At 36.8% G+C, this 19,735-nt stretch carries 21 protein-coding genes; all 21 read right to left on the bottom strand.

Annotated features, from left to right (window positions below; all coding sequences use genetic code 11):
• Positions 1–12: 12 nt before the first annotated feature.
• On the bottom strand, positions 13–1,710 hold the full coding sequence (locus GN277_RS20520; protein ID WP_159753124.1) for a nucleoside-diphosphate sugar epimerase/dehydratase: 1,698 nt from the start codon (positions 1,708–1,710) through the stop codon (positions 13–15).
• Positions 1,711–1,861: 151 nt separating this feature from the next.
• Positions 1,862–2,980: a glycosyltransferase family 2 protein gene (locus GN277_RS20525; protein WP_159753126.1), complete on the bottom strand. Its 1,119-nt coding sequence runs from the start codon at positions 2,978–2,980 to the stop codon at positions 1,862–1,864.
• Positions 2,946–4,211 carry a methyltransferase domain-containing protein gene (locus GN277_RS20530; protein WP_159753128.1) on the bottom strand — a complete coding sequence of 422 codons (1,266 nt, stop codon included), beginning with the start codon at positions 4,209–4,211 and terminating at the stop codon, positions 2,946–2,948. Before GN277_RS20530 ends, GN277_RS20525 begins: the two co-directional genes overlap by 35 nt.
• Before the next feature lie 5 nt (positions 4,212–4,216).
• Positions 4,217–5,149 (bottom strand): WavE lipopolysaccharide synthesis family protein, encoded by a 933-nt coding sequence (locus tag GN277_RS20535; RefSeq protein WP_204162767.1) that lies wholly within the window; start codon positions 5,147–5,149, stop codon positions 4,217–4,219.
• Positions 5,150–5,244: 95 nt separating this feature from the next.
• Positions 5,245–5,538: a hypothetical protein gene (locus tag GN277_RS20540; RefSeq protein WP_159753132.1), complete on the bottom strand. Its 294-nt coding sequence runs from the start codon at positions 5,536–5,538 to the stop codon at positions 5,245–5,247.
• Positions 5,535–6,104 (bottom strand): hypothetical protein, encoded by a 570-nt coding sequence (locus GN277_RS20545; RefSeq protein WP_159753134.1) that lies wholly within the window; start codon positions 6,102–6,104, stop codon positions 5,535–5,537. Before GN277_RS20545 ends, GN277_RS20540 begins: the two co-directional genes overlap by 4 nt.
• Positions 6,085–7,362 (bottom strand): hypothetical protein, encoded by a 1,278-nt coding sequence (locus GN277_RS20550; RefSeq protein ID WP_159753136.1) that lies wholly within the window; start codon positions 7,360–7,362, stop codon positions 6,085–6,087. The genes GN277_RS20545 and GN277_RS20550 overlap by 20 nt, the downstream gene beginning before the upstream one ends.
• A gap of 63 nt (positions 7,363–7,425) precedes the next feature.
• A complete protein-coding gene (locus tag GN277_RS20555; protein ID WP_159753138.1) occupies positions 7,426–9,066 on the bottom strand; it encodes a radical SAM protein in 1,641 nt (546 codons plus the stop codon).
• Positions 9,063–9,497, bottom strand: coding sequence for a dTDP-4-dehydrorhamnose 3,5-epimerase (gene rfbC / locus GN277_RS20560; protein WP_244324810.1), 435 nt, complete (start codon positions 9,495–9,497; stop codon positions 9,063–9,065). The genes GN277_RS20555 and rfbC overlap by 4 nt, the downstream gene beginning before the upstream one ends.
• A 150-nt stretch (positions 9,498–9,647) precedes the next feature.
• Complete coding sequence (gene rfbF, locus GN277_RS20565) at positions 9,648–10,421, bottom strand: glucose-1-phosphate cytidylyltransferase (RefSeq protein WP_159753140.1); 774 nt, start codon at positions 10,419–10,421, stop codon at positions 9,648–9,650.
• Positions 10,418–11,329 carry an NAD-dependent epimerase/dehydratase family protein gene (locus GN277_RS20570; RefSeq protein WP_159753142.1) on the bottom strand — a complete coding sequence of 304 codons (912 nt, stop codon included), beginning with the start codon at positions 11,327–11,329 and terminating at the stop codon, positions 10,418–10,420. The genes rfbF and GN277_RS20570 overlap by 4 nt, the downstream gene beginning before the upstream one ends.
• Before the next feature lie 2 nt (positions 11,330–11,331).
• Positions 11,332–12,069 (bottom strand): glycosyltransferase family 2 protein, encoded by a 738-nt coding sequence (locus GN277_RS20575; RefSeq protein WP_159753144.1) that lies wholly within the window; start codon positions 12,067–12,069, stop codon positions 11,332–11,334.
• Entirely contained in the window at positions 12,069–12,380 is a 312-nt protein-coding gene (locus tag GN277_RS20580; protein ID WP_244324811.1) for a cupin domain-containing protein, read from the bottom strand. The genes GN277_RS20575 and GN277_RS20580 overlap by 1 nt, the downstream gene beginning before the upstream one ends.
• A gap of 31 nt (positions 12,381–12,411) precedes the next feature.
• Positions 12,412–13,047, bottom strand: coding sequence for a PI-PLC domain-containing protein (locus GN277_RS20585; protein WP_159753146.1), 636 nt, complete (start codon positions 13,045–13,047; stop codon positions 12,412–12,414).
• The gene (locus GN277_RS20590; protein WP_159753148.1) at positions 13,028–13,768 is read right to left on the bottom strand and encodes a glycosyltransferase family 2 protein; all 741 of its coding nucleotides are present in this window, start codon (positions 13,766–13,768) and stop codon (positions 13,028–13,030) included. Before GN277_RS20590 ends, GN277_RS20585 begins: the two co-directional genes overlap by 20 nt.
• A 16-nt stretch (positions 13,769–13,784) precedes the next feature.
• Complete coding sequence (locus GN277_RS20595) at positions 13,785–14,405, bottom strand: HAD family hydrolase (RefSeq protein WP_244324812.1); 621 nt, start codon at positions 14,403–14,405, stop codon at positions 13,785–13,787.
• Between the two features lie 17 nt (positions 14,406–14,422).
• The gene (gene rfbG, locus GN277_RS20600) at positions 14,423–15,499 is read right to left on the bottom strand and encodes a CDP-glucose 4,6-dehydratase (protein ID WP_159753150.1); all 1,077 of its coding nucleotides are present in this window, start codon (positions 15,497–15,499) and stop codon (positions 14,423–14,425) included.
• A gap of 23 nt (positions 15,500–15,522) precedes the next feature.
• Positions 15,523–16,116, bottom strand: coding sequence for an SIS domain-containing protein (locus tag GN277_RS20605; protein ID WP_159753152.1), 594 nt, complete (start codon positions 16,114–16,116; stop codon positions 15,523–15,525).
• Entirely contained in the window at positions 16,113–16,535 is a 423-nt protein-coding gene (locus GN277_RS30470; protein ID WP_244324813.1) for an aminoglycoside phosphotransferase family protein, read from the bottom strand. The genes GN277_RS20605 and GN277_RS30470 overlap by 4 nt, the downstream gene beginning before the upstream one ends.
• 27 nt (positions 16,536–16,562) lie before the next feature.
• A complete protein-coding gene (locus tag GN277_RS20610) occupies positions 16,563–17,624 on the bottom strand; it encodes a nucleotidyltransferase family protein (RefSeq protein ID WP_244324814.1) in 1,062 nt (353 codons plus the stop codon).
• Positions 17,625–18,184: 560 nt separating this feature from the next.
• Positions 18,185–19,498 (bottom strand): zinc ribbon domain-containing protein, encoded by a 1,314-nt coding sequence (locus GN277_RS20615; RefSeq protein WP_159753154.1) that lies wholly within the window; start codon positions 19,496–19,498, stop codon positions 18,185–18,187.
• Positions 19,499–19,735: the final 237 nt, after the last annotated feature.

Raw genomic sequence — 19,735 nt, forward strand, 5'->3', positions numbered from 1 at the left:
TCAAAAAAATATCTATTCGTAAATCACATAATCATCCGACGTAAATCCCAAACTTTCCAGTTTCTCTTTTATCTCCTTAAAATAAGTACTTGCAATAACAACCTGCGAAAACTCTTTTCTTCTCGTCACTAATTCCTGCGGCGCTGCAACCGGTATACCCTCAATATATTTTCCCCACTTTTTAGAATCGGTATCTACAAAGAATATAGCTTTTGAATTACTTTCCCGTATTTGCTGCAATGCAGAATATCCTGTTTTACCAGCCCCATAAACTGCATATACTTTGTCATTTTGTATACGCATAACCGAAGTATCCTCAATCATTTCAAAAGACATCTTTATAATTTTCTCAGGATTCCAAATCTTTAGTATCTCATCAAACCCAGCCGCATTTGAAATAAAGTCAATTCCAGCTTCTTTCAATGCCTCTGCTTCTTTGTGATACATTGCAATACACCCAGAGTTTGAATCTGTTTCTAAGATATCACTACTATGTTTTTCCAAATTTATATAATGTAGCGTCCCTGGATTAATCACGGAATTTCTGATATCCTCATAAAATTCTTCTTTTAAATATAACAAATCTGAAAAATACCAAATAGGCTGAAAATCATGGCAATGCCGTATTGCATATGCAAAAGAATTTCCCCAGATTTTATGACTTTTCAAAACATGTATCTGCTGATTTTCAATGTATAACTTCTGAAGTTCCCTATATATATATTCAGAATCCGTAATAAAAAATATCTTCTTAAACTGCCTTCCCTGTTCTTTTATCCACTTCTCTATCTCACCTATTTTTTGATTATGCTCTAATACTACAACTGTATCAAATCTTTCTGGAAACAGAACTGACTTCTTTCCGTCAAATCTTGACGCAAAGCTGTCGTAAAAAAGTTCCTTTCGTATCTCTTTTACCCCTACTTTGCTTTCTTGATCAATGATTCCGTCTTTCATTCTGACTAAATTAATCCTTCCTGGCTTCTTTAATTTAGGACTTCCTATTTCTTCCAGTTTTTTATACATACTCTCTGATACGTCATCAATCCAATCATTGGCATCCCTTGTATATGTCTCGATTGCTATGCCGCAATATTCACACCACCGAAGTTGATCTCCAAACTGTTCTGGTGTGCGTTTCCACCATCCTTTTTCAATAGGCCAGCCACCCGGCCCGTCAAACAACATATCTAACGCCCCTGCAATTTCACAAAAAAATGCTCCCTTGGGCGTAATCGACGCACTCCAAATATCCTGTGCCCAACAATGATCACGGATCTCCAACCACTGTTCATCTGGTATCCCCAAATCTTTACGGCTAATTAAAATCGGAGAATGATACATGGTATTTCCATGATCATTAACCGCCTGCATTTTAAATACATCCTGTATTAGCTCATAATACTTCTTGTACGTTGGGACCATTGCAGACCAAAGCCCCGCTCCAGCTACTGTCTCCCTAGCTCCAGTTTCATATTGGTATACCTCTGAATTTATTTTGTTTTCTAATAAGACAGACTCAATAAAATCTTTTTGCGGTCTCGTCAAAGAAAGTTTTTCTTTCCGAACCCCTTTCGGAAGATGTGCGTGTAAATACCTTGTAAATCGCTCAAATTCCGGATGCAGCGTAGGCTCACCGCCCATAACGCCAATCGTTCCATGATATCCTTCCATTGAATCAACCGCACGTATAAAAGTTGTGAAATCCATAAAAAAATTTTTTTTATGATGGCCGCAAAACCTTGTACAATTTGAGCACTGATATAAACACGCATTTGTAATATCTATCTGAATAATCCTCATATCCTTCGGTGACTTCATCTCAATTTACCTCAAGCAATTACTCTAACTACCAAAATTTTTAATCATTTGGAAAACTTTGAATCGTAATAAAATCTATATCTGACTTCATGCCTAAATCAAACAAAGTTTGTTCCATTTCTCGGAAATATGGAGATGCAATGATAATTTTGTGAAATTCACTACGCTTTTTCACTAATTCATCAAAAGAGATCACAGATATATCATTCCATAACGTTCCCCATTTTTTCGGATTTGAATCTACCATATAAAGGCACTTTCCTCCCAATAGTTTCAGATATTTCTGTACCTTGTAGGAGTTGTTTCCAGCACCAAATATCACATAATTTTCTCCTTCACGAATATCTGCCTTAGGATTCGCAATCGCAAAAGCCTGTTTAAAATTTTCTGCATTTAAAGGAGGAATCACTTCTTCTCCACGTTCCTGCAATACACAGTTAATATCCCGGAAAACTCTGTCATAAAGCCGTTCCACAAATTGATTAAGCTTAAGAAAGTTATCAAAAGATAATGTTTCCTGTAAATCATGAATACGATAAAAGGTTAATGGTTCATTCAAATATTTAATGTTACTGTAATACTGCGCCATAACCTTTACATAACAGTCTGCAAAAGTAATATAATCTTCCTCTGGCATAGGCAAAATCTTAGTGAGCAGTTCCCTCTTTGCGGATATACAGGAAGTAATCAAATTATAAGTATAGATATACCCATATTTATGAAACAGCAACGGCCTCTGTTCGTATTCATCAGCCGGTGCGATCACATCCGTAAGTTCTTTACGGTAATTTAAAGCTTTTCTGGCATTACCTACAAAATCATACTGTTCGTGCAGCGAGACAATCCTCTCCAGCTTATTTTCATAAAAGTAATCATCGGAATCCAGAAATGCTATAATATCTCCTCTGCTAAGGTGAAAACCAACATTTATTGCTGCTGCTTGTCCGCTGGAAGGTTTAAAAACTGCAGTAATCAAGTCTGGAAACCGTTCTACATAAGACATAATAATTTTTCTGGATTCGTCTGTAGATGCCCCATCTACAATAATAAGCTCAAAATTCCTATAACTTTGATTTAATACGGATTCAATTGCATCTCCTATATATGTACCATAATTATGGTTATTAATTAAAACTGATACTTTCGCTTTTTTCTGCATAGATATATACCCAATCGGTTGCCCAATATTCTGAATGTTTCCGTCCATTTAAATTATTATAATAATTTCTCACATTGCTGAACCAAACTGTGACATTTGAAAAATTCCTTGAAAAATCCTCTTTTATTTTCGGCAAATCATTCTCTCCGATTCCAACATCGTATAACCCATTCGTCTTTTTAGCATCAAAATCATTTCCAAAATAATCGGCCATATCATCCTTTTCATATATCCGGACTTGTTTATCATTAATCAGATACTGTTCTCTTTCCTTCACATATGGAAAAGCTGGATTATAGGCCATTTGGAGTACTATTTTCCCTCCTTTTTTTAATGCCTGATTCATATTCTTCAAAATACATTGTCTGATTTGATAGCTGGCTATATGCTGCATGGATATGGTACAATAAATATAATCATAATGATTTAAAGGGACATCTCCTAAGTCGTTTCCATTCGTCACATAAAAATCAGCTTCTGGAACTCTTTCTTTTGCCTCCTGTATCAGTCTGCTGGAAATATCACATCCATCTACCTTTTGAAACACTTTCATCATTCGTTTTACCATTCTTCCAGGTCCGCATGCAAAGTCAAGCGCTGCCTTATCTTTGGTATTTTCAAAAATGGGTTTTCTGATATCTCCATTTTTATATAACAGAAAAGTTTCATATGGATATTCTTCATGCCATTCATATTGACCCACGATATCTTCCGGGGATACCTCTGGATTTTCGTATGCCTGTTTCTGCATTTGTATATAATCCTGCTCTGTCTTTTCAATCCCATCCCCATCTTTAGTTCCAAGGTATGAAAATTCCAGCAATCTGCCCATTATATTTAATATTTTTCTGACGCTCTCTGCATCGTATATCCGTTGTAAATTTTGCCCTCCTTCAGTGACATCTTGTAAATCCACATATACTTTATCATTCTTTATGCCTGGTAACGTCATCATGACGATTCTGGAGGTTTCCAGTGCCTCTATGGAAGATATATCTCCTGGCTCCATAACGATAATATCTTCTTCTACCCATTCTTTTTCAAACATTCTCAGCCTGCCGGACAAGACCACAATAACTTTTGCTGCAACACGATGCAAATGCCTCTGTTCACAATATCCCTTTTCCAATACTCTGACCGCAGCCTCCACATCATTTGTTTCATACGCAGTTGGTTCAAAATTGCCTACAAACCATCCTCTTGTCATATCACCGATTTTTTTACTGTACATGTTACTTATTCTCCTTCCAAAATAACCTGCCTGCTAAACCAATCTGCTGCTGTCAGCCGATTGGTACTTACCTGATACAGAACACTTCCCTCATAAGAATACTTTTTCCAATAGTATTTATAGACAGATGGATCCACAATGATAAATTCCCTACAAAGCATGTCTACATAATCCTTCAAATTCTCTAATGGATTATCTACATAACTGCCAAGACTTTTGATATAACGCGTAAACATCAGCATTTCTGGATTCATGCCATCTGTATGATTCGGATAAGGTGTTCCTGTGTCCCAGAAGTTTAGCATATCCTCAGTATCCCCAAATAAAATATAATCGGGAATATAATATGCAATATCAAGAAAAGGCTGTAAAACTGCAATCCTTTTTCGCGAAATCCCTTTTGCCGGAAACATCTTTGTCAGTGTATAAAGATATGAAATACAATCATCTGCATATAGTCGAAAATCCGTTCTTGTTTTCATCACATATCTATATCCAAGTTCTTTCGCACGCATAATCCCTGCATAAGAAGATTTCACCTGATAGTTTACGTTCAAGACTCCCTTTTCCTGCGGCGGCTTACTAAGCACAATGTCGATTGGAAGTTTGTAAAAACTTTCAAATTGGGAACATTCTTTTTCTTCTTCCCATGTAGATAAAATAATCTTTGCTTCTGGAAATACGATACTGTACCAACAAATTGTCCTAAACGTAAAATCATCTTCATATACAACCGGACCCTGAATAACAATTGCAGTCTGACGATTAGCCTCACCGTAATTCTTTTCTTCGATTACTTCCCGTTCATTTTTATTATGAACAACCCCTTCGTCTATAATCTGGTTTTTAAGTAGATTATACGTCACCAGATACTCGGAATTTTCTGATAAACTTCCGGATGACCACTCGACAGAAGCGTAAAGATCTGCCATAGACATTCCATTTCGGGAACAACTAAATGATGCTGGTATATCTGGTGCGCAAACATTAGGTGCTTCATAAAAAGTTCCAGTATCCGACATGTCATATAATTTTACAATTTTATCTTGCATTCAATGCTAATCAAATATCTTTCAATTTCTGACTGAAATCCAAAAGAAGAAATTATGATATAATCAATATCTTCAAAATTCTCTGCTGTAACATTACGTACATTTACACCGCAGAAAGATCGCTCTTTGCGGTCGGCAAACGCTACTACATTCTTATATTTTATATCTGTATATTCAAACAGGCATCTCGTATGACCGCCTACACAGTATACCAATATACGCCCATCACCGCATTTATCTAAAATATTGTTTATCTTATCAATTCTTTCAATCATTCCAAACCAATATTCTTCCGGAAGACTGCACACCTCTCTAAGAACAGATTTTGCAATTTCATTTGTAAAAGTCCCATTTTTCTTAATATCGGATTCTGAATACAGAAAAATGGTATTACCTCCTTTTCCTCATAAAGATAAAAAATCTTTCCTTCATATCCATATTCTTTCAGTTCCTTTCCTAAAGAACAATCTTCAGAGGCTGTTATCAAAACACATTCTGACTGTTTCCATTCTGGTTCTTCGAGAGAAAATACTGGATATCTCTTATATTCTCCAAAAGAATCGTATACATTCTTATTTTCATATCCATCTATAAATCCAAAAATATTTTTTTCCGCAAGTTTGGTAAAACGGAACATATAATGAATATGTGCATCATCTGCACATATTAAAATAGTCTTATCATCAGGGAGATCATTGATAAATTCACGTGCTTTCAAAATTCTCTTCGTCAATTCTACCTGCTTTTGAGAAATGCCTATAATTTGCTTCACCCGCATCCTTCTTTCTCCTAGCCAGGAATTTATACCATCTTTCCTCATTTTAATATGTTTCTGATTCATCTTTTTCCTGCTTGTCTGCCTTTCTTAAACATTCATTTACAACGTCATCCATACTGATTAATGGAAAAGGTACCTGTCCGTATAATTGTTCTTCTATATCCCAGAAATCCTTTAATGCTGTAATTAACATGGCATCTACCATGGGCGCACCTACTGGATGATGAAAAAATGGTACGCTAACCTCTCTGGAAATATCCCTGCGGTCAATGATATAAGAAACGTGAACTGATGTATTTTCAAGCAGCGTATATAACAATTTCCCCGCAGCCCCCCAACCAAAGATTGCAACTTTCTTCCAACCATTCTCTGAAAAATATATATCAAAGACTTCTCGTCTATCTACATCTTTTTTTGCCAGTAGTCGAGATAATCCATAGTACATATTCAAATACATGGTATTCCTGTCAAAGTTTGTTTTTTCATATGCCTGAACAACAAATTCTTCTTTGCGAAATTTGAAAAAATAGTTCCTATCGCTGTCAATATCCAACTTCTCTTTTGATAACGCAAAAACTGTAGTACTATCTTTTGGATCAAAGTTTTCATTACAGTAAGTACTACATTCCAAAGTTGTAAGTCCGTTTCCATCCATACCAATATTATCGCAAAGAGACTTTTTTGAATAAATGACAGTCTTCCTAAGAGCCATCTGTTTTCGTGTAAGTCTATAGTCCAAAAATTTTATAAAACCATTCTCAGGATATGGAATATCCCTCTGGAAACCGCAGGTATACATCATAGCTTCGGTGTGCGCTTTCCTTAAATCAATTTTTGATATAATATCTTTGTCTTCCACCATAGAAAAAGAATTCCAACATCTTTTCCATGTTGCCCATCCCCAACTGCGGAACACATCGTAGCTAAAACTATCTCCCTGTAATTGACTCTCCATAGTTACCGGATTATAACCACAGATGCTGAACACTTCCTCATCATCTTCAAAGCGTTCAAGCGCCTGATTCATAAAAGGAAGGAAGGCTGGAGCGGTCACAATATCATCTTCCAGCACGATAACACGCCCATACTTATTGATCACCTGACAAATTCCATCATACATATTCGTATTGGAACCTTCATTTTTTTCTCTGTATATTACAGTATATGTATGAAATGAATTACAAAATTGTCCTAACCCATCCCTTATCTTTTGGACCTTTTGGTAATCACCTTTTACTTCTGAAACAGGTGCATTGGAAAAAACATAAACATCCGTCCTATCTGCACCAATATTTTGGGCAAGGGCTGCCATTACCTTCATTATTTCCTCAAATCGATTATAAGTAAATACCACTACCGGAGAATACATATGAATCCCTTCCTTTTACATTATCATTAAGCTGGTAACAATCTGTTCTTCCTTAAACCCAAGTTCCATTAAATACGTCTTTATCTCATAAAAGTAAATACTACTTACAAAAATCTTATCAAACTCCTGTCTTCTTGCCCATAATTCTTCTGGTGAAACAATCTGATATCCCAGAAAATCATTTCCCCATTTATTACAATCAGAATCGCATATAAATTTAATCTGTTCTTTCACAAAGGAATCATAAATATTTTTAGCGCTTTGTCCTGCACCGTAAAGAGCATACGTCACATTTTTTTCAATCTTATATTCTGAACTGTCAAAGCTTTTTTTAATTAATGGAATCTGTTTATTTTTATCATAAAGCTCTACAAACTCTGTCACCCCATTTATATCCCGTAATATCGGATATGTAGCACGTTTTACTGCACTGGCCTCTGGTGAGAACACCGCCAGTATTCCGTCTCCCAATTCTTCCTGTAAATCATATCTGTCATCAGTAATTAAAATACTGCCTGGATTTAATACATACTGCTTCAGATAATCATCAAAAGAATCTTTTAATTCTGCTGTTTCCGTCATCAAAACAATAAATTCACCTTTTTTCGTCTGAGAAATCGCCTCAACAATTTTCTCTCCAATCTTATCCTCTTTAAGCAGCGTACATTTGATAAATCCTTTTGGATTTAACCAGTCGTTTTTTTCATTGAAACGCGCAAAATAACCGTCTAAATAAGACTGCTTTCTCACAGGTTTTACACCGAACTTGCTTTTTTCCAAAATATTCCCTTCATCAGATATCTCTAGTACATTCATCATGCCATTTTCAATCTTAGGACTTCCCAATTCCTTCAATCTATCATGCCACCATGCAGACATATCATCCATTTCTTCATTCGCATCTCTGGTAAAGGTGTTCAGCGCAATTCCGCACAATTCACACCATTGAAGCTGATCTCCAAATTGCTCCGGCGTGCGTTTCCACCACCCCGGCTCAATTTTCCATCCTCCCGGCCCGTCAAACAGCATATCCAACGCACCGGCGATCTCACAAAAAAAAGCCCCTTTCGGAGTAATTGTTGCACTCCATTCTTTCTGTGCCCAACAATTATCCCTTATTTCCATCCATTTATCATCCGGTATATTCATATCCTTACGTCTTATCATAATCGGCGCATGATACATGATATTCGTATGGTCATTCAATGCCTGAAAATTAAACGTATCCTGTATTAACTCATAGTACTCTCTATATTTATCACTTAAAGCAGACCACAATCCATATCCAAGCACACAATTTCGTTCAATTCCATGCTCTTTATTGATAAACGTACTATTCTGCTCCATCTGAGCAACCACTTTCATAAAATTTTTTGCTGGTCTGACCAATAGATTCTCAGATTTCGGATAATATTTATGCTCGTTTAAATATTCCAAAAAGCGCGAAAACTGCGGATGGAGTGTAGGCTCGCCTCCCATAATCCCTACGGTTCCCCGATATCCCTCAAAAGAATCTACTGCTCTCTTGAACGTTTCAAAGTCCATAAAGAACGGTTTTTTATGATGGCCGCAAAAGCGTGTACAATTTGAGCATCTATGAAAACATGCATTGGTTATATCAATCTGAATAATCCGCATATCTTGTGGTGATTTCATACAACGAATCCTCCTTCGTTCTGTTCTTTAAAATCCTTAAATGATTGTAACTTCTTGTCTTTTTCAGACAAAATAATCGTTTCTACTTTTTCAATGGGCCATTCAATTCCAAGCTCCGGATCATTCCATATAATTCCATCGTCATATTCTCCATAAAATTTTTGAGCACATTTATACGATACAATGGATTCTTTTATCACAAGATAACCATGCCCAAATCCTGCCGGAACAAACACTTCTTTTTTATTTATTCCCGACATCCAAACTCCTTGCCATTTCCCAAAAGTATCAGATTTTTTTCTTAAATCCACAATCACATCAAATACTTCTCCCGACACACAGCGAACTAATTTAGGCTGCTGCATAATTTTTTGAAAATGAATTGCACGAATGACTCCTGGCTTTGAATATGTATAGAAAACTTCCTGCAAATCGTGTTTAATATTATTTTTTCAAAAATCTCTTTAGAATAATCTTTCAAAAATACCCTCTCTCATCATCTGCTTCAAAAGGGTTTATTAGAAAGGCACCTTCAAGATTGAGCTTTTCAAAGCTAAACTTTTGACTCATATATTTCTCCTTCAAACATTCCAATTTTTCCAAGGGGGTTTTCCAGTTTCCCACATTTTTTCCAAAATTTCTTTGTCCCTTTGAGTATCCATACAACGCCAAAATCCATTGTGTTTATATGCTGCCAGTTTATGCTCATACGCTGCCTTTTCCAATGGTTCTCTCTCAAAAACAGTCTTATCATCTTGGATATAACGGAATATCGTCTTATTTAATACCATAAAACCTCCATTGATCCATCCCATATCATTTGACGATTTTTCTCGAAAATCTGTAATCATTTCTTTCTGTATATCAAGAATTCCGAAACGTCCTTCCGGCTTTACAGTCGTAATTGTCGCCATTCTCCCATGTCTCATGTGAAAATCAACTAAACTGTTAAGGTCAACATCACATAAGCCGTCGCCATATGTAAGCATGAAATTGTCACTGTCTATAAACTGTTCGATTCTTTTAATTCGGCCGCCTGTCATAGTATTTAAACCGGTATCAACCAGTGTCACTTTCCAGTCTTCATTCGGTATTTTATGCATAGTTAGCATGTTATTTTTCAGTTCAATGGTAAAATCAGAATTATACGACTGGTAATTTACAAAATAATCTTTAATTAACTCGCCTTTATATCCACAGCAAATTATAAATTCATGAAACCCAAAACTGGAATAATATTTCATAATATGCCAGAGAATAGGCCGTCCTCCGATTTCAATCATAGGTTTTGGCCTGAACTTGCTTTCTTCTGAAATGCGAGTGCCAAATCCTCCTGCAAGTATCACCACTTTCATATTTTTTTCCTCATTTCCAATTCGTGTTTCAAGATATTCTCTATGGTTTTCTCCAATGTTTCTTTTGGTTCCCATCCTATCTTGCGCAGCTTTTGAGAAGAAACTGTAAAATCCTTTATGCTTTCTACTTCCTCTTTGCTTACTTCTGGAAGGCTCAGTTTTGCTTCCTCTCCGGTCATCTTTTGATAAATCTCTTTTACCATAAATGCAATTTCCCTGATACTCACTGTTTTTTGAGAACTTATATTGTAGACTCCAAATTCTTCCTCTAAATTCAGCAAAAATTTAATTGCACTACAGATATCAGGAATTGCTATAAAATCTCTTCTTGGAAGTCCGTTGGACTTTAATACAATCTGCTTTTCTCGTACAATAGTCCTGCAGAAATCATTTACTGCAAGATACCATTTATCCACTTCATTCCCAGGAAGCCCAATCCCGTTTGTAAGTCTGAGAATTGATGTCTGCATTGTGTTACTGGCATGTAACTGCCTGATATACTGTTCCGCAAATAAATGCGTTAGGGCATAGTCCGAAATCGGAGTTGTCCTGCTTTCTTCTGTAACCATCTTTTCCACCGTTCCATACACATGAAATGTAGAAAGATATAAAAACTTCTTCACTTTACATACTGCCGCATCCAGATATAGCTCTCTTGTTCCAAAAGCATTTATCAATAGTGCTTCTTTCGGTTTCTTCAAAATCTCCCGTTCATCCATAGATGCCGTATGAATCACAACATCTATTCCTTCACAAACACCTTTTATTGTTTTTTCATCAGAAAGAATCATCTTTCTTTCTAACGCAGTTCTGGGAGTTCTTGTTGTAACAAACACATTTTCATTTGAAAAATACTGTGCAAGATACTGTCCGATATATCCCTTTCCGCCGGTTATCAAAATGTTCATCACTATATCCTCTTAAATTCCGGGTTACTCAAAAAACGTTCCAAATCTTCCGGTATGCCTAATCCGTACATCCCTTTATCTTCCCTTCCAACATTGAAGAAAGAAACTTTTCCTCCACTCTTAATATAGCGGTTATATACCGGCGCAACATAAAATTCACCATTCACTCTCTCCCCGGCATCTATCATTTCATGAGCGAACTTTACATAATCACATCCTCTAGTAAAATTATAAATACCGACTGTGGCCTCATTGGATATCACTTCTTTTTCTCTGACTTCTTTTACTAAGTTCTGTTCGTCATAATTTATATAAGACCATTTGGGATCGTCTGCCTTCATAGTCATGATGAATCCATCATAGTTCTTCCCCGAATTCAGATATTCGTTAATATCTATATCTACATATTGATCTGAATTCGCAATCATCAAATTATCTTCATTGTCAATGTATTCTTCTGCCAAAAGAACCGTACATGCTGCTCCTTCTGTTACCTCTTTAACTGGGATAATAAGACACCCCGGAGAAATCTGTTGCAGATAACTTTCCAATTCAAACTGTTCTAAATGTTCCTGCAGACATAAATATATGAACCGATGCTCGCATTCGGGCATAATGTTTTTTGTTACAACCTCAATCATATATTTCCCATGAACATCAATCAGTGGTTTCGGCATCTTATATCCGGCTTTTACAAATCGACTTCCTCTCCCTGCCATTGGCACTACAATATTTATCATTATTCATCTTCCTTTTCTGCAAAATATTTATCATTATTCATCCCCGGAATTTTAACAACAGTATTTACAGTGTCTTCTAATGCTGTAAAATCAGTAATATCTCCAGGCTCTGCAATTACGATATCCCCTGCCTGCCATTCTGTTCCAAACATCTTTGCCCGTCCGGACATAATGACAGTAATTTCCGTGGCAATCTTGTGATAATGTGCTTCTTCATAATCACCTGTACTGTATTTTTTTACTGCTACTTCAACGTCATTTGTTTTAAAGAGAGACGGTTCAAAATTACCTACGAACCATCCTTTTTTCATATTTTCGATTCTTTCACATCTCATATTCTTATTATTCCTTTTCAAAAAAATATTTGGCTTCTTCTGGATAATCTGTGCAGAGATAAAAAGCTTCTTCCGTGTTCATGTGCTCCTGTTTAATCCTGTCCCACATTTTTTGCCTGGACTTTCCATGCAATTCCGGTGATACAGCCGCAACGCACTTTCCGGCATTCAACCCCTCCTTAGCCGAATCAAATAATTTCCAGTCATCGTCATAAAAAGTGTCCATCCATATTCCTGAAGCATCCTGATATAATACACATTCCTTTTCAATGTCGCTGCTTCTCGTAAAAAACTGAAAATTTTTTTGTTTATAAATCACCATTTCTGGAACAGACATATCAAACACAAAGTAATTGGTAACTTTATACTTTTCTAGTTGTTCTCTAAGAATATCCTGAATACCATCAGACTTAATATTTAATGCCAATGGAACATTATTGCCATATTGCCGATATAATTCAAATAATTCCTCACTAAGCACACTATTACAATCTGCAACATTATGCGATATTACCAGTTGACCACAATAATCTCGTAAATCTGTTTCTACTCCATATCCGTTTAAAAATGCTTTCTGAAACGAAATCATACTGTTTTTTTCTTTATTATTCTGCCACCATCCCCTATGTGCAATAATTCTCATTTCTTCGCATCTCCTGTTCGTATTTTTTGATTTGCTTTAGCTCATAAAAAGTATGGTATTGCTCTTTTTCTACCGTATAGCTGACTACTTTTTTACCTTGCAGGATTATCTCATTTATAGCTGTAGATATAAAATATCTGCCATCATATTGCTGTCCTTTTAATATCGTTTTCTTAGCAGTCTCGACAAAATCTTTTCCTTTTTTAAAGTAATAAACTCCTGCTATTGCCTTTTTTGAGATAGGCCTCTTTTCAGCGGTTTCTATTACAAGATCATTTTCTACGCGCACAAATGACCAACGTGGGTGAATACACTCAAAACAAACTACACCACAATCCGCATCTTTTTGACGAAAATCCTGTATAATCTCAAACAAATCACAGTCAAATTTTTGGTCATTGTTTGATATTAACAGCTCGTCATCATTATTTATAAGCTCTATTCCCATCAAACAAGTACATAATGCTCCTCCTGTTTCATTCTGTAGTGTAATAATATTGGCATTTTCTTCTGACAACAAAGAAACCATATTGTCCGTATGAAAACGAATACATTCTTTTTCATTTAATATAAATATAAATTTCTTATCTGGAATAGAGTTAAAATTTTCTACTGCATATTGTATCATTACCTTTCCGTTCACTTCTGTTACATTCTTCGGCCAGTAATTTTCAAGAAACTTCTGGTCATTTCCACATGCTGGAATCATAATATGTATCATCTGTTCTCTCCATATTTCAAATACTTTGTAGTTTTGTTCTAATATTTGTATAATTTACATCATAAACCGTATCTATTTTCAGTAAATGCCCGCCTGATGCTATTGCAGCAGCTATTCCATTTTTATTGTCCTCTAAAATCAGACATTCTTCAGGCTGAAGATTCAATTTTTTCATTGTTGTAATATAAATCTCTGGATTCGGTTTCGCCTTTTCAACATCCTCATTTGACATAATAAGATCTAAATATTCCAGCAGTTCTGCTCTTTCCATCATTTCAATAATGGTTTTTCTTTTAGAATTGGAACATACCGCCAAAAGGTAGCCTTCCCTTTTTAACCTTGACAACGCATACTCATGCTGAAATAATGGCTTGCACTTTTGTGTAATGATTTCCATTGTGTATTGCTGTTTCAGTTGATTTATAAATTCATGCAGCTCTGTTGGCAAATAGGAAACTCTTCCAAGGAGTTCTAATTTATCTTTTGTTGGCAGCCCATCAAATGTATGAACATGGTCAAATCTGGAAATCTCACACCCAAACAGCTTTAATGCTTGGTTTAGTGCTTCATAGTGCCACTCTTTTGCATCAATCAACACCCCATCCATATCAAACAATATAGCTTTAATCCTACTCACTATTATTTAGCACCTCCTTATATGCATCCTACTTTTTCCTTAAATAATAAATCCTGATACTCTGTAATCTGTTCAATCATCCTATCTTCTATCTGCTTTCCATCTGCAATCAACTTATATAAATCAACAGTCCTGGAGACCGCTTCATCAACATCCCAGATAGGCTTCCAATGAAGAACATTTTTAATTTTAGAACAATCCAACCTCAAAAACTGTGCTTCATGCGGCATATCTCTTTCAATATATTCTGGTTTGATTGAACCCCATTTGCGACAAAATAATTCCACAATTTCAAGAGTCGTAACACAATTTTTGTAATCAGGTCCAACATTATAACATCCAGCAATTTCAAAATGTCTTGTTTGCTCTGCTGCAAGTGCCAAATATACAAAAACAGGCTCCAGTACATGTTGGTATGGTCTTACGGAATATGGTGAACGTATAATAACATTTCTGCGTTCACAAGCTGCCCTGTATGCATCTGGAAGAATTCGGTCTGCCGCAAAGTCTCCCCCGCCAATTACGTTACCAGCTCTTACGGTTGATACTGCAAGATTTTTCTCAGAAAAAAATGAATTTATGTAGCTTGACGTAACCAACTCTGAGCAAGATTTTGAATTTGAGTAAGGATCAAAACCATTTAATACATCGTCTTCTCTATACCCCCAGTACCATTCATTATTTTTATATACTTTATCTGTTGTAATATTAATAACTGACTTTACACTATTACAATTCCTTACAGCTTCCAGAATATTTACAGTTCCCATCACGTTCGTTTCATAGGTGTAAACAGGATTTTTATATGCTTCCAGTACAATTGGCTGTGCCGCAAGATGGAATACAATATCTGGCTCAAATGCTTCTACCGCCTTTAATACCTGAACCCTATCGCGTATATCGCCTGATACAGATTTTATATGTTCAGAAAGTTCCAACAGTTCAAATAGAGAGGGGGATGTTGGAGTCCCTATGGAAAATCCACATAATTGAGCCCCCCATTCCAACAAAACCTTGCATAGCCAAGAACCCTTGAAGCCTGTATGTCCCGTAATAAAAACTTTTTTTCCTTCATAAAATTTTTTTAGTTCCAAATACTATCCTCCATACTCCTAAATTATTTAATGACGTTTTCATATAACGTCTTTCCAATATACCCACCCGGATGATTCTGTCTGAAGCTCTCTATATCCAGCCCAAGCATATCCGCAATCTGCATTGCCAAGCCCTGCAGAATAATCAAATTTAATGTAGTAGAATTATTAGGCATGATATTCCACAAATCTCCCTCATGTTCCAACTCAACTATGACGCTGTTCTCAATTTCCTTCGTCAACGTACTTTCTCCGGAAAAAGTCAACAGCCACATATTCACCTTTCGCTTTTTCAGAAGCCTTGTAAGCAGAATAGATTCCTCCGTCTCGCCACTTTTTGAAAGCAAAATCACCATATCCCCCGCTTTTACCACTCCCATATCGCCATGTATAGCTGAATTGGTATGTAAAAAGCACGCGTCAAGCCCGATTGAAACCATTGACCCTACAAACTTCTCACAAATCGGAACATTTTTCCCCAAACCTGACACCACAATTTTATTGTCTCTTTTTAATACTTCTACCGCTTCCCTCACCCACCGGTCAAGTATCTGCCCATCCAAAGAGTGGACAGAGTGTTCAAACTCTTTTAACTGCTTCTCAAAATAGCGAATCATAATATATCCTCCAGGTACCACAATCCATTATAAAAAGCCCCGCAGACAGAATCGTAATCTTGCCAGGCATATGTAGTCAGCGACAGCCAAATCAATGCATGAAGCAGTTTGATTTCCCCAGGCTTTGTACCAGTCATTTTAAAAAAGGAGCTCTCCATATCCTCCCAATGATTGGATACAATATCAAGACACACATCCCTTTCCCTAATTTCCAACCGAAACTCTTTTAAATTAAATCTGTCATAATTTCCCACAATGGAATAATACAGCTTTGCCCAATCATAGCGCGGATCACCATAAAATCTAACATCTCCAAAGTATCCCCGCGGATCCAGCAATACTGGATTTTCATCCTCTCTCAGCATCAGATTTGAAAACGTGCAATCTCCATGAATAAAACTAAATTTTTCACACCCCATCTGTTCAATCAGGCATTCAATATCTTTTTATATAAAAAAATACATTCCTGCATCTTTTTCCATTAACCACAATATTTTTTCATTTGCAAAAGGTAAAAGATTCCTAATCTTATCGACACGATAAAATGTTTTATTCAAATAAACTTCCCTGCAGGCAGATAAATCTGCGGGAACCTGTTCTTTACTATGGAGGATTTGTAAGGTTTCCACCAATTTTTTTAGGACTTTTTTCTTCTCCTCATAAGACAACTGATATTCATAAATATTTTTCCCCTGAATCAATTCCATTTCTAATGGCTCTGTTCCGTAAATCTTTGGAAGCGCAGTAATTCCCAATTCTCCCGCCTTTTTATACCATTCCCGCTCTCTCTTTGCCAGCTTTCTGCCATGCTTGTCAACAGCCTCTTTGATAAATCGGTCTGCTCTGATTGTGATTCTATTGAATGGACGGCACTTATTTTGTTCTAATCTGCTATATTCCTCAAGCAGTCCAAATTCTTTTGTTCCATCTAAGCCTATTTCACAAAATTTCAATTTACTTTTCTGCATCCAACGTACCAACTCGCCATTTTCAGGAACTGCTTTTATTTTCTCTTTATCCGTAAACAAGAAAAAACCCGCCACACCATGATCATAAGATTTTTTTTCTTCAAATCTCCCGGCAAAGTAAGACCATCGGCAGGGAAATGACTGAGATATACCAATATAATCTTCCGTAGGATTTGAGTATTCGCCGTCCTCATATCCTGACGGCAATTTCAAATCCATTGGGAGAAGCAAATCTGACCATATTAACAGAAACGGCTCCTTTTCCGGCAATAAATGAATTGCTTGCTTTATACCGGCACAAGTTCCGTTTCCCCTTGCTTCTACAATTTGATATTTCACATCCGCAAATACCTGTAAATATTCTTTCATAACTTCCTTTTTATAATCTGCGATAATTATAAAATGTTTGTCCTGGTATTTCCGAAAAAGATGGAATAGCATTGGAAGATTATTCACCGGCACAAGCGCTTTAGGCTTATTTCTTGTCAAATATTCCAGACGTGTTCCTCTTCCGCCTGCCTGCACAATAATATAATTCATTTAGACACTTTTATCTCCTGATTTATATTAAATAAGATACATATACTTTATTAAAACCAAATACTATACCTTGAATCATGAATACTACTTACATGTTTTAATAAAATATATTGGTCATCTTTTACTAAAAGATGATGCAGAATTCTCCGCTTCGCTCCCCGCTACCTCATGACATGTCACCAACCTCTGGTTGATGACCTTCTTGTGCCTCAGCACACTTCCTCTTATACATGTCACCAACCTCTGGTTGATGACCTTCTTGTGCCTCAGCACACTTCCTCGTTATACATGTCACCAACCTCTGGTTGATGACCTTCTTGTGCTTCATGTTCACAGGGTCTTGGCATACCCAATACGCAGGTTTAAGAATTCACTTATCTCCTGCCTTCTAATGCCGTAAGTTATTTTTATATTACAGGTACATATCATACCCGCTTTATCATGAACTTGCCCCTTAGTCCTGAAACCCCTTCGGGAATTTCCATAATTCCCTAGTGATCCATTTAACGGTAAACTCCCGGCTCATCACCGAAACTTATCTAAATGGCTGTTCTTATGACCTAATATAGCTTCCCATCTCCCTGCCCCCGCTTCTTCACATTACGGGCAGTATTAATCTTATCCTCCGACTGATACCCACACAAGGAGCACAGAAACTTCCCCTTTTCTTTGCTTCCAAATTCGCCGCACTCGCTGCACACCTTACTGATATCTTTCCCCAGAACTTCCACAATATCAATCGACTGCTCCCTGCATTTCTGCCACAGACGTTTCCGAATATATCCTCTCTGCCACTGGGCAACGGAATAATTAATCTCCTTATTGTATCCCCCTGCCTGTGGTTTCGCCAGCCTCACTATGTAGACCGTCTTCGGTTTCTCTGTAATAAGGAAACGATTCAGTTCCTGATTAATATAACTGTGCAGCCGTTCTTCCAGACGCCGCTTTTTGTCATAATACTTTTTACGCCCTGGATTATTGTCTTTATTGCGGCGATAACTGCTTGTCTGTATCCGCACCCATTCTGAATACTCCAACTGGTATCTGCCTAATTTTTCCCCATAGCGATGCCCCTCATCTGTAGTCAGCATCGTATAGAATCCAGCAGCCACACCTACCTGATTAATATAATCCTTATGGCTTTGGACAGTTACATTTACAGGCGCCTTAATCTCTATGCGGCTTTCCTCTGGATACAGCTTAATCCGTAATTGACTTTGATACTGATTATTGTCTGTCAGCAGAATAAAGACGCGCTTACGCTTCTCCTTGGTGGAGATATAGATTCCATGGTCTGCATAACGATACGCCCTCTCTGCTATGGAAAATACATCGGCTGCATCCGTATTGAGCTTCACATGATATTTTCGCACCTTTCTGCACAGATATCGGTGTATTCGTTCCACATCAACCTGCCCTGCCAGCTCACAATACTGCTTCTGAATCTTCCCAGTCAACTCTATGGGCTTCTGATTCAGTACCGCCTCAAACGCATTATTGACCTTTAACAGAAAGCGAAGATAATGCTTATCTTCTTCCGTAAAACTACCATTCTTGTTGATCAGTTTTCCAATCTTCGTCTTTGTCCTGGTCCACTGGCTCTTAATGTCCGCCAACGCATCAAAGACCGCAAGATAAAAATAGACTGAGGGCAGTCCTACAACCTCCCTGTAACCGCTGGCTGTCATCTCGTTCTGAACCGTATATCCCGGATATATTTTAGGCAAACTACCAATTCCACCATACCGGCTATATACATAGTTCTTAACCTTTCTGTAGCCCTCGGCAATATCCAGAAGTTTCTGCATATCTCCTTCTGACACTGGCTTCTTATTATACTGATGGACTGTCTTGCATATCTTATCCGGCGGCATCTTTACTCCTTCATACTGAATGATATGAAATCTGCAAGAATACGCTCTTTGCTTATAAAACACAACACATTACGAATAAGTATACTTTTTCGTAAGAGTTTTTTGGAAAATTTTTAGACATATATTACAAAAAATAGATGTTAAGTTTATTGACGAATTGTCGATAATATATTAGAATGTTTAAGAAATCAATGGGAAATTGCCATTACGAAAAAGTATACTTTTTCGTAATGTAAT

Source organism: Sporofaciens musculi (assembly GCF_009830285.1).
GTDB classification, from domain to species: domain Bacteria; phylum Bacillota; class Clostridia; order Lachnospirales; family Lachnospiraceae; genus Sporofaciens; species Sporofaciens musculi.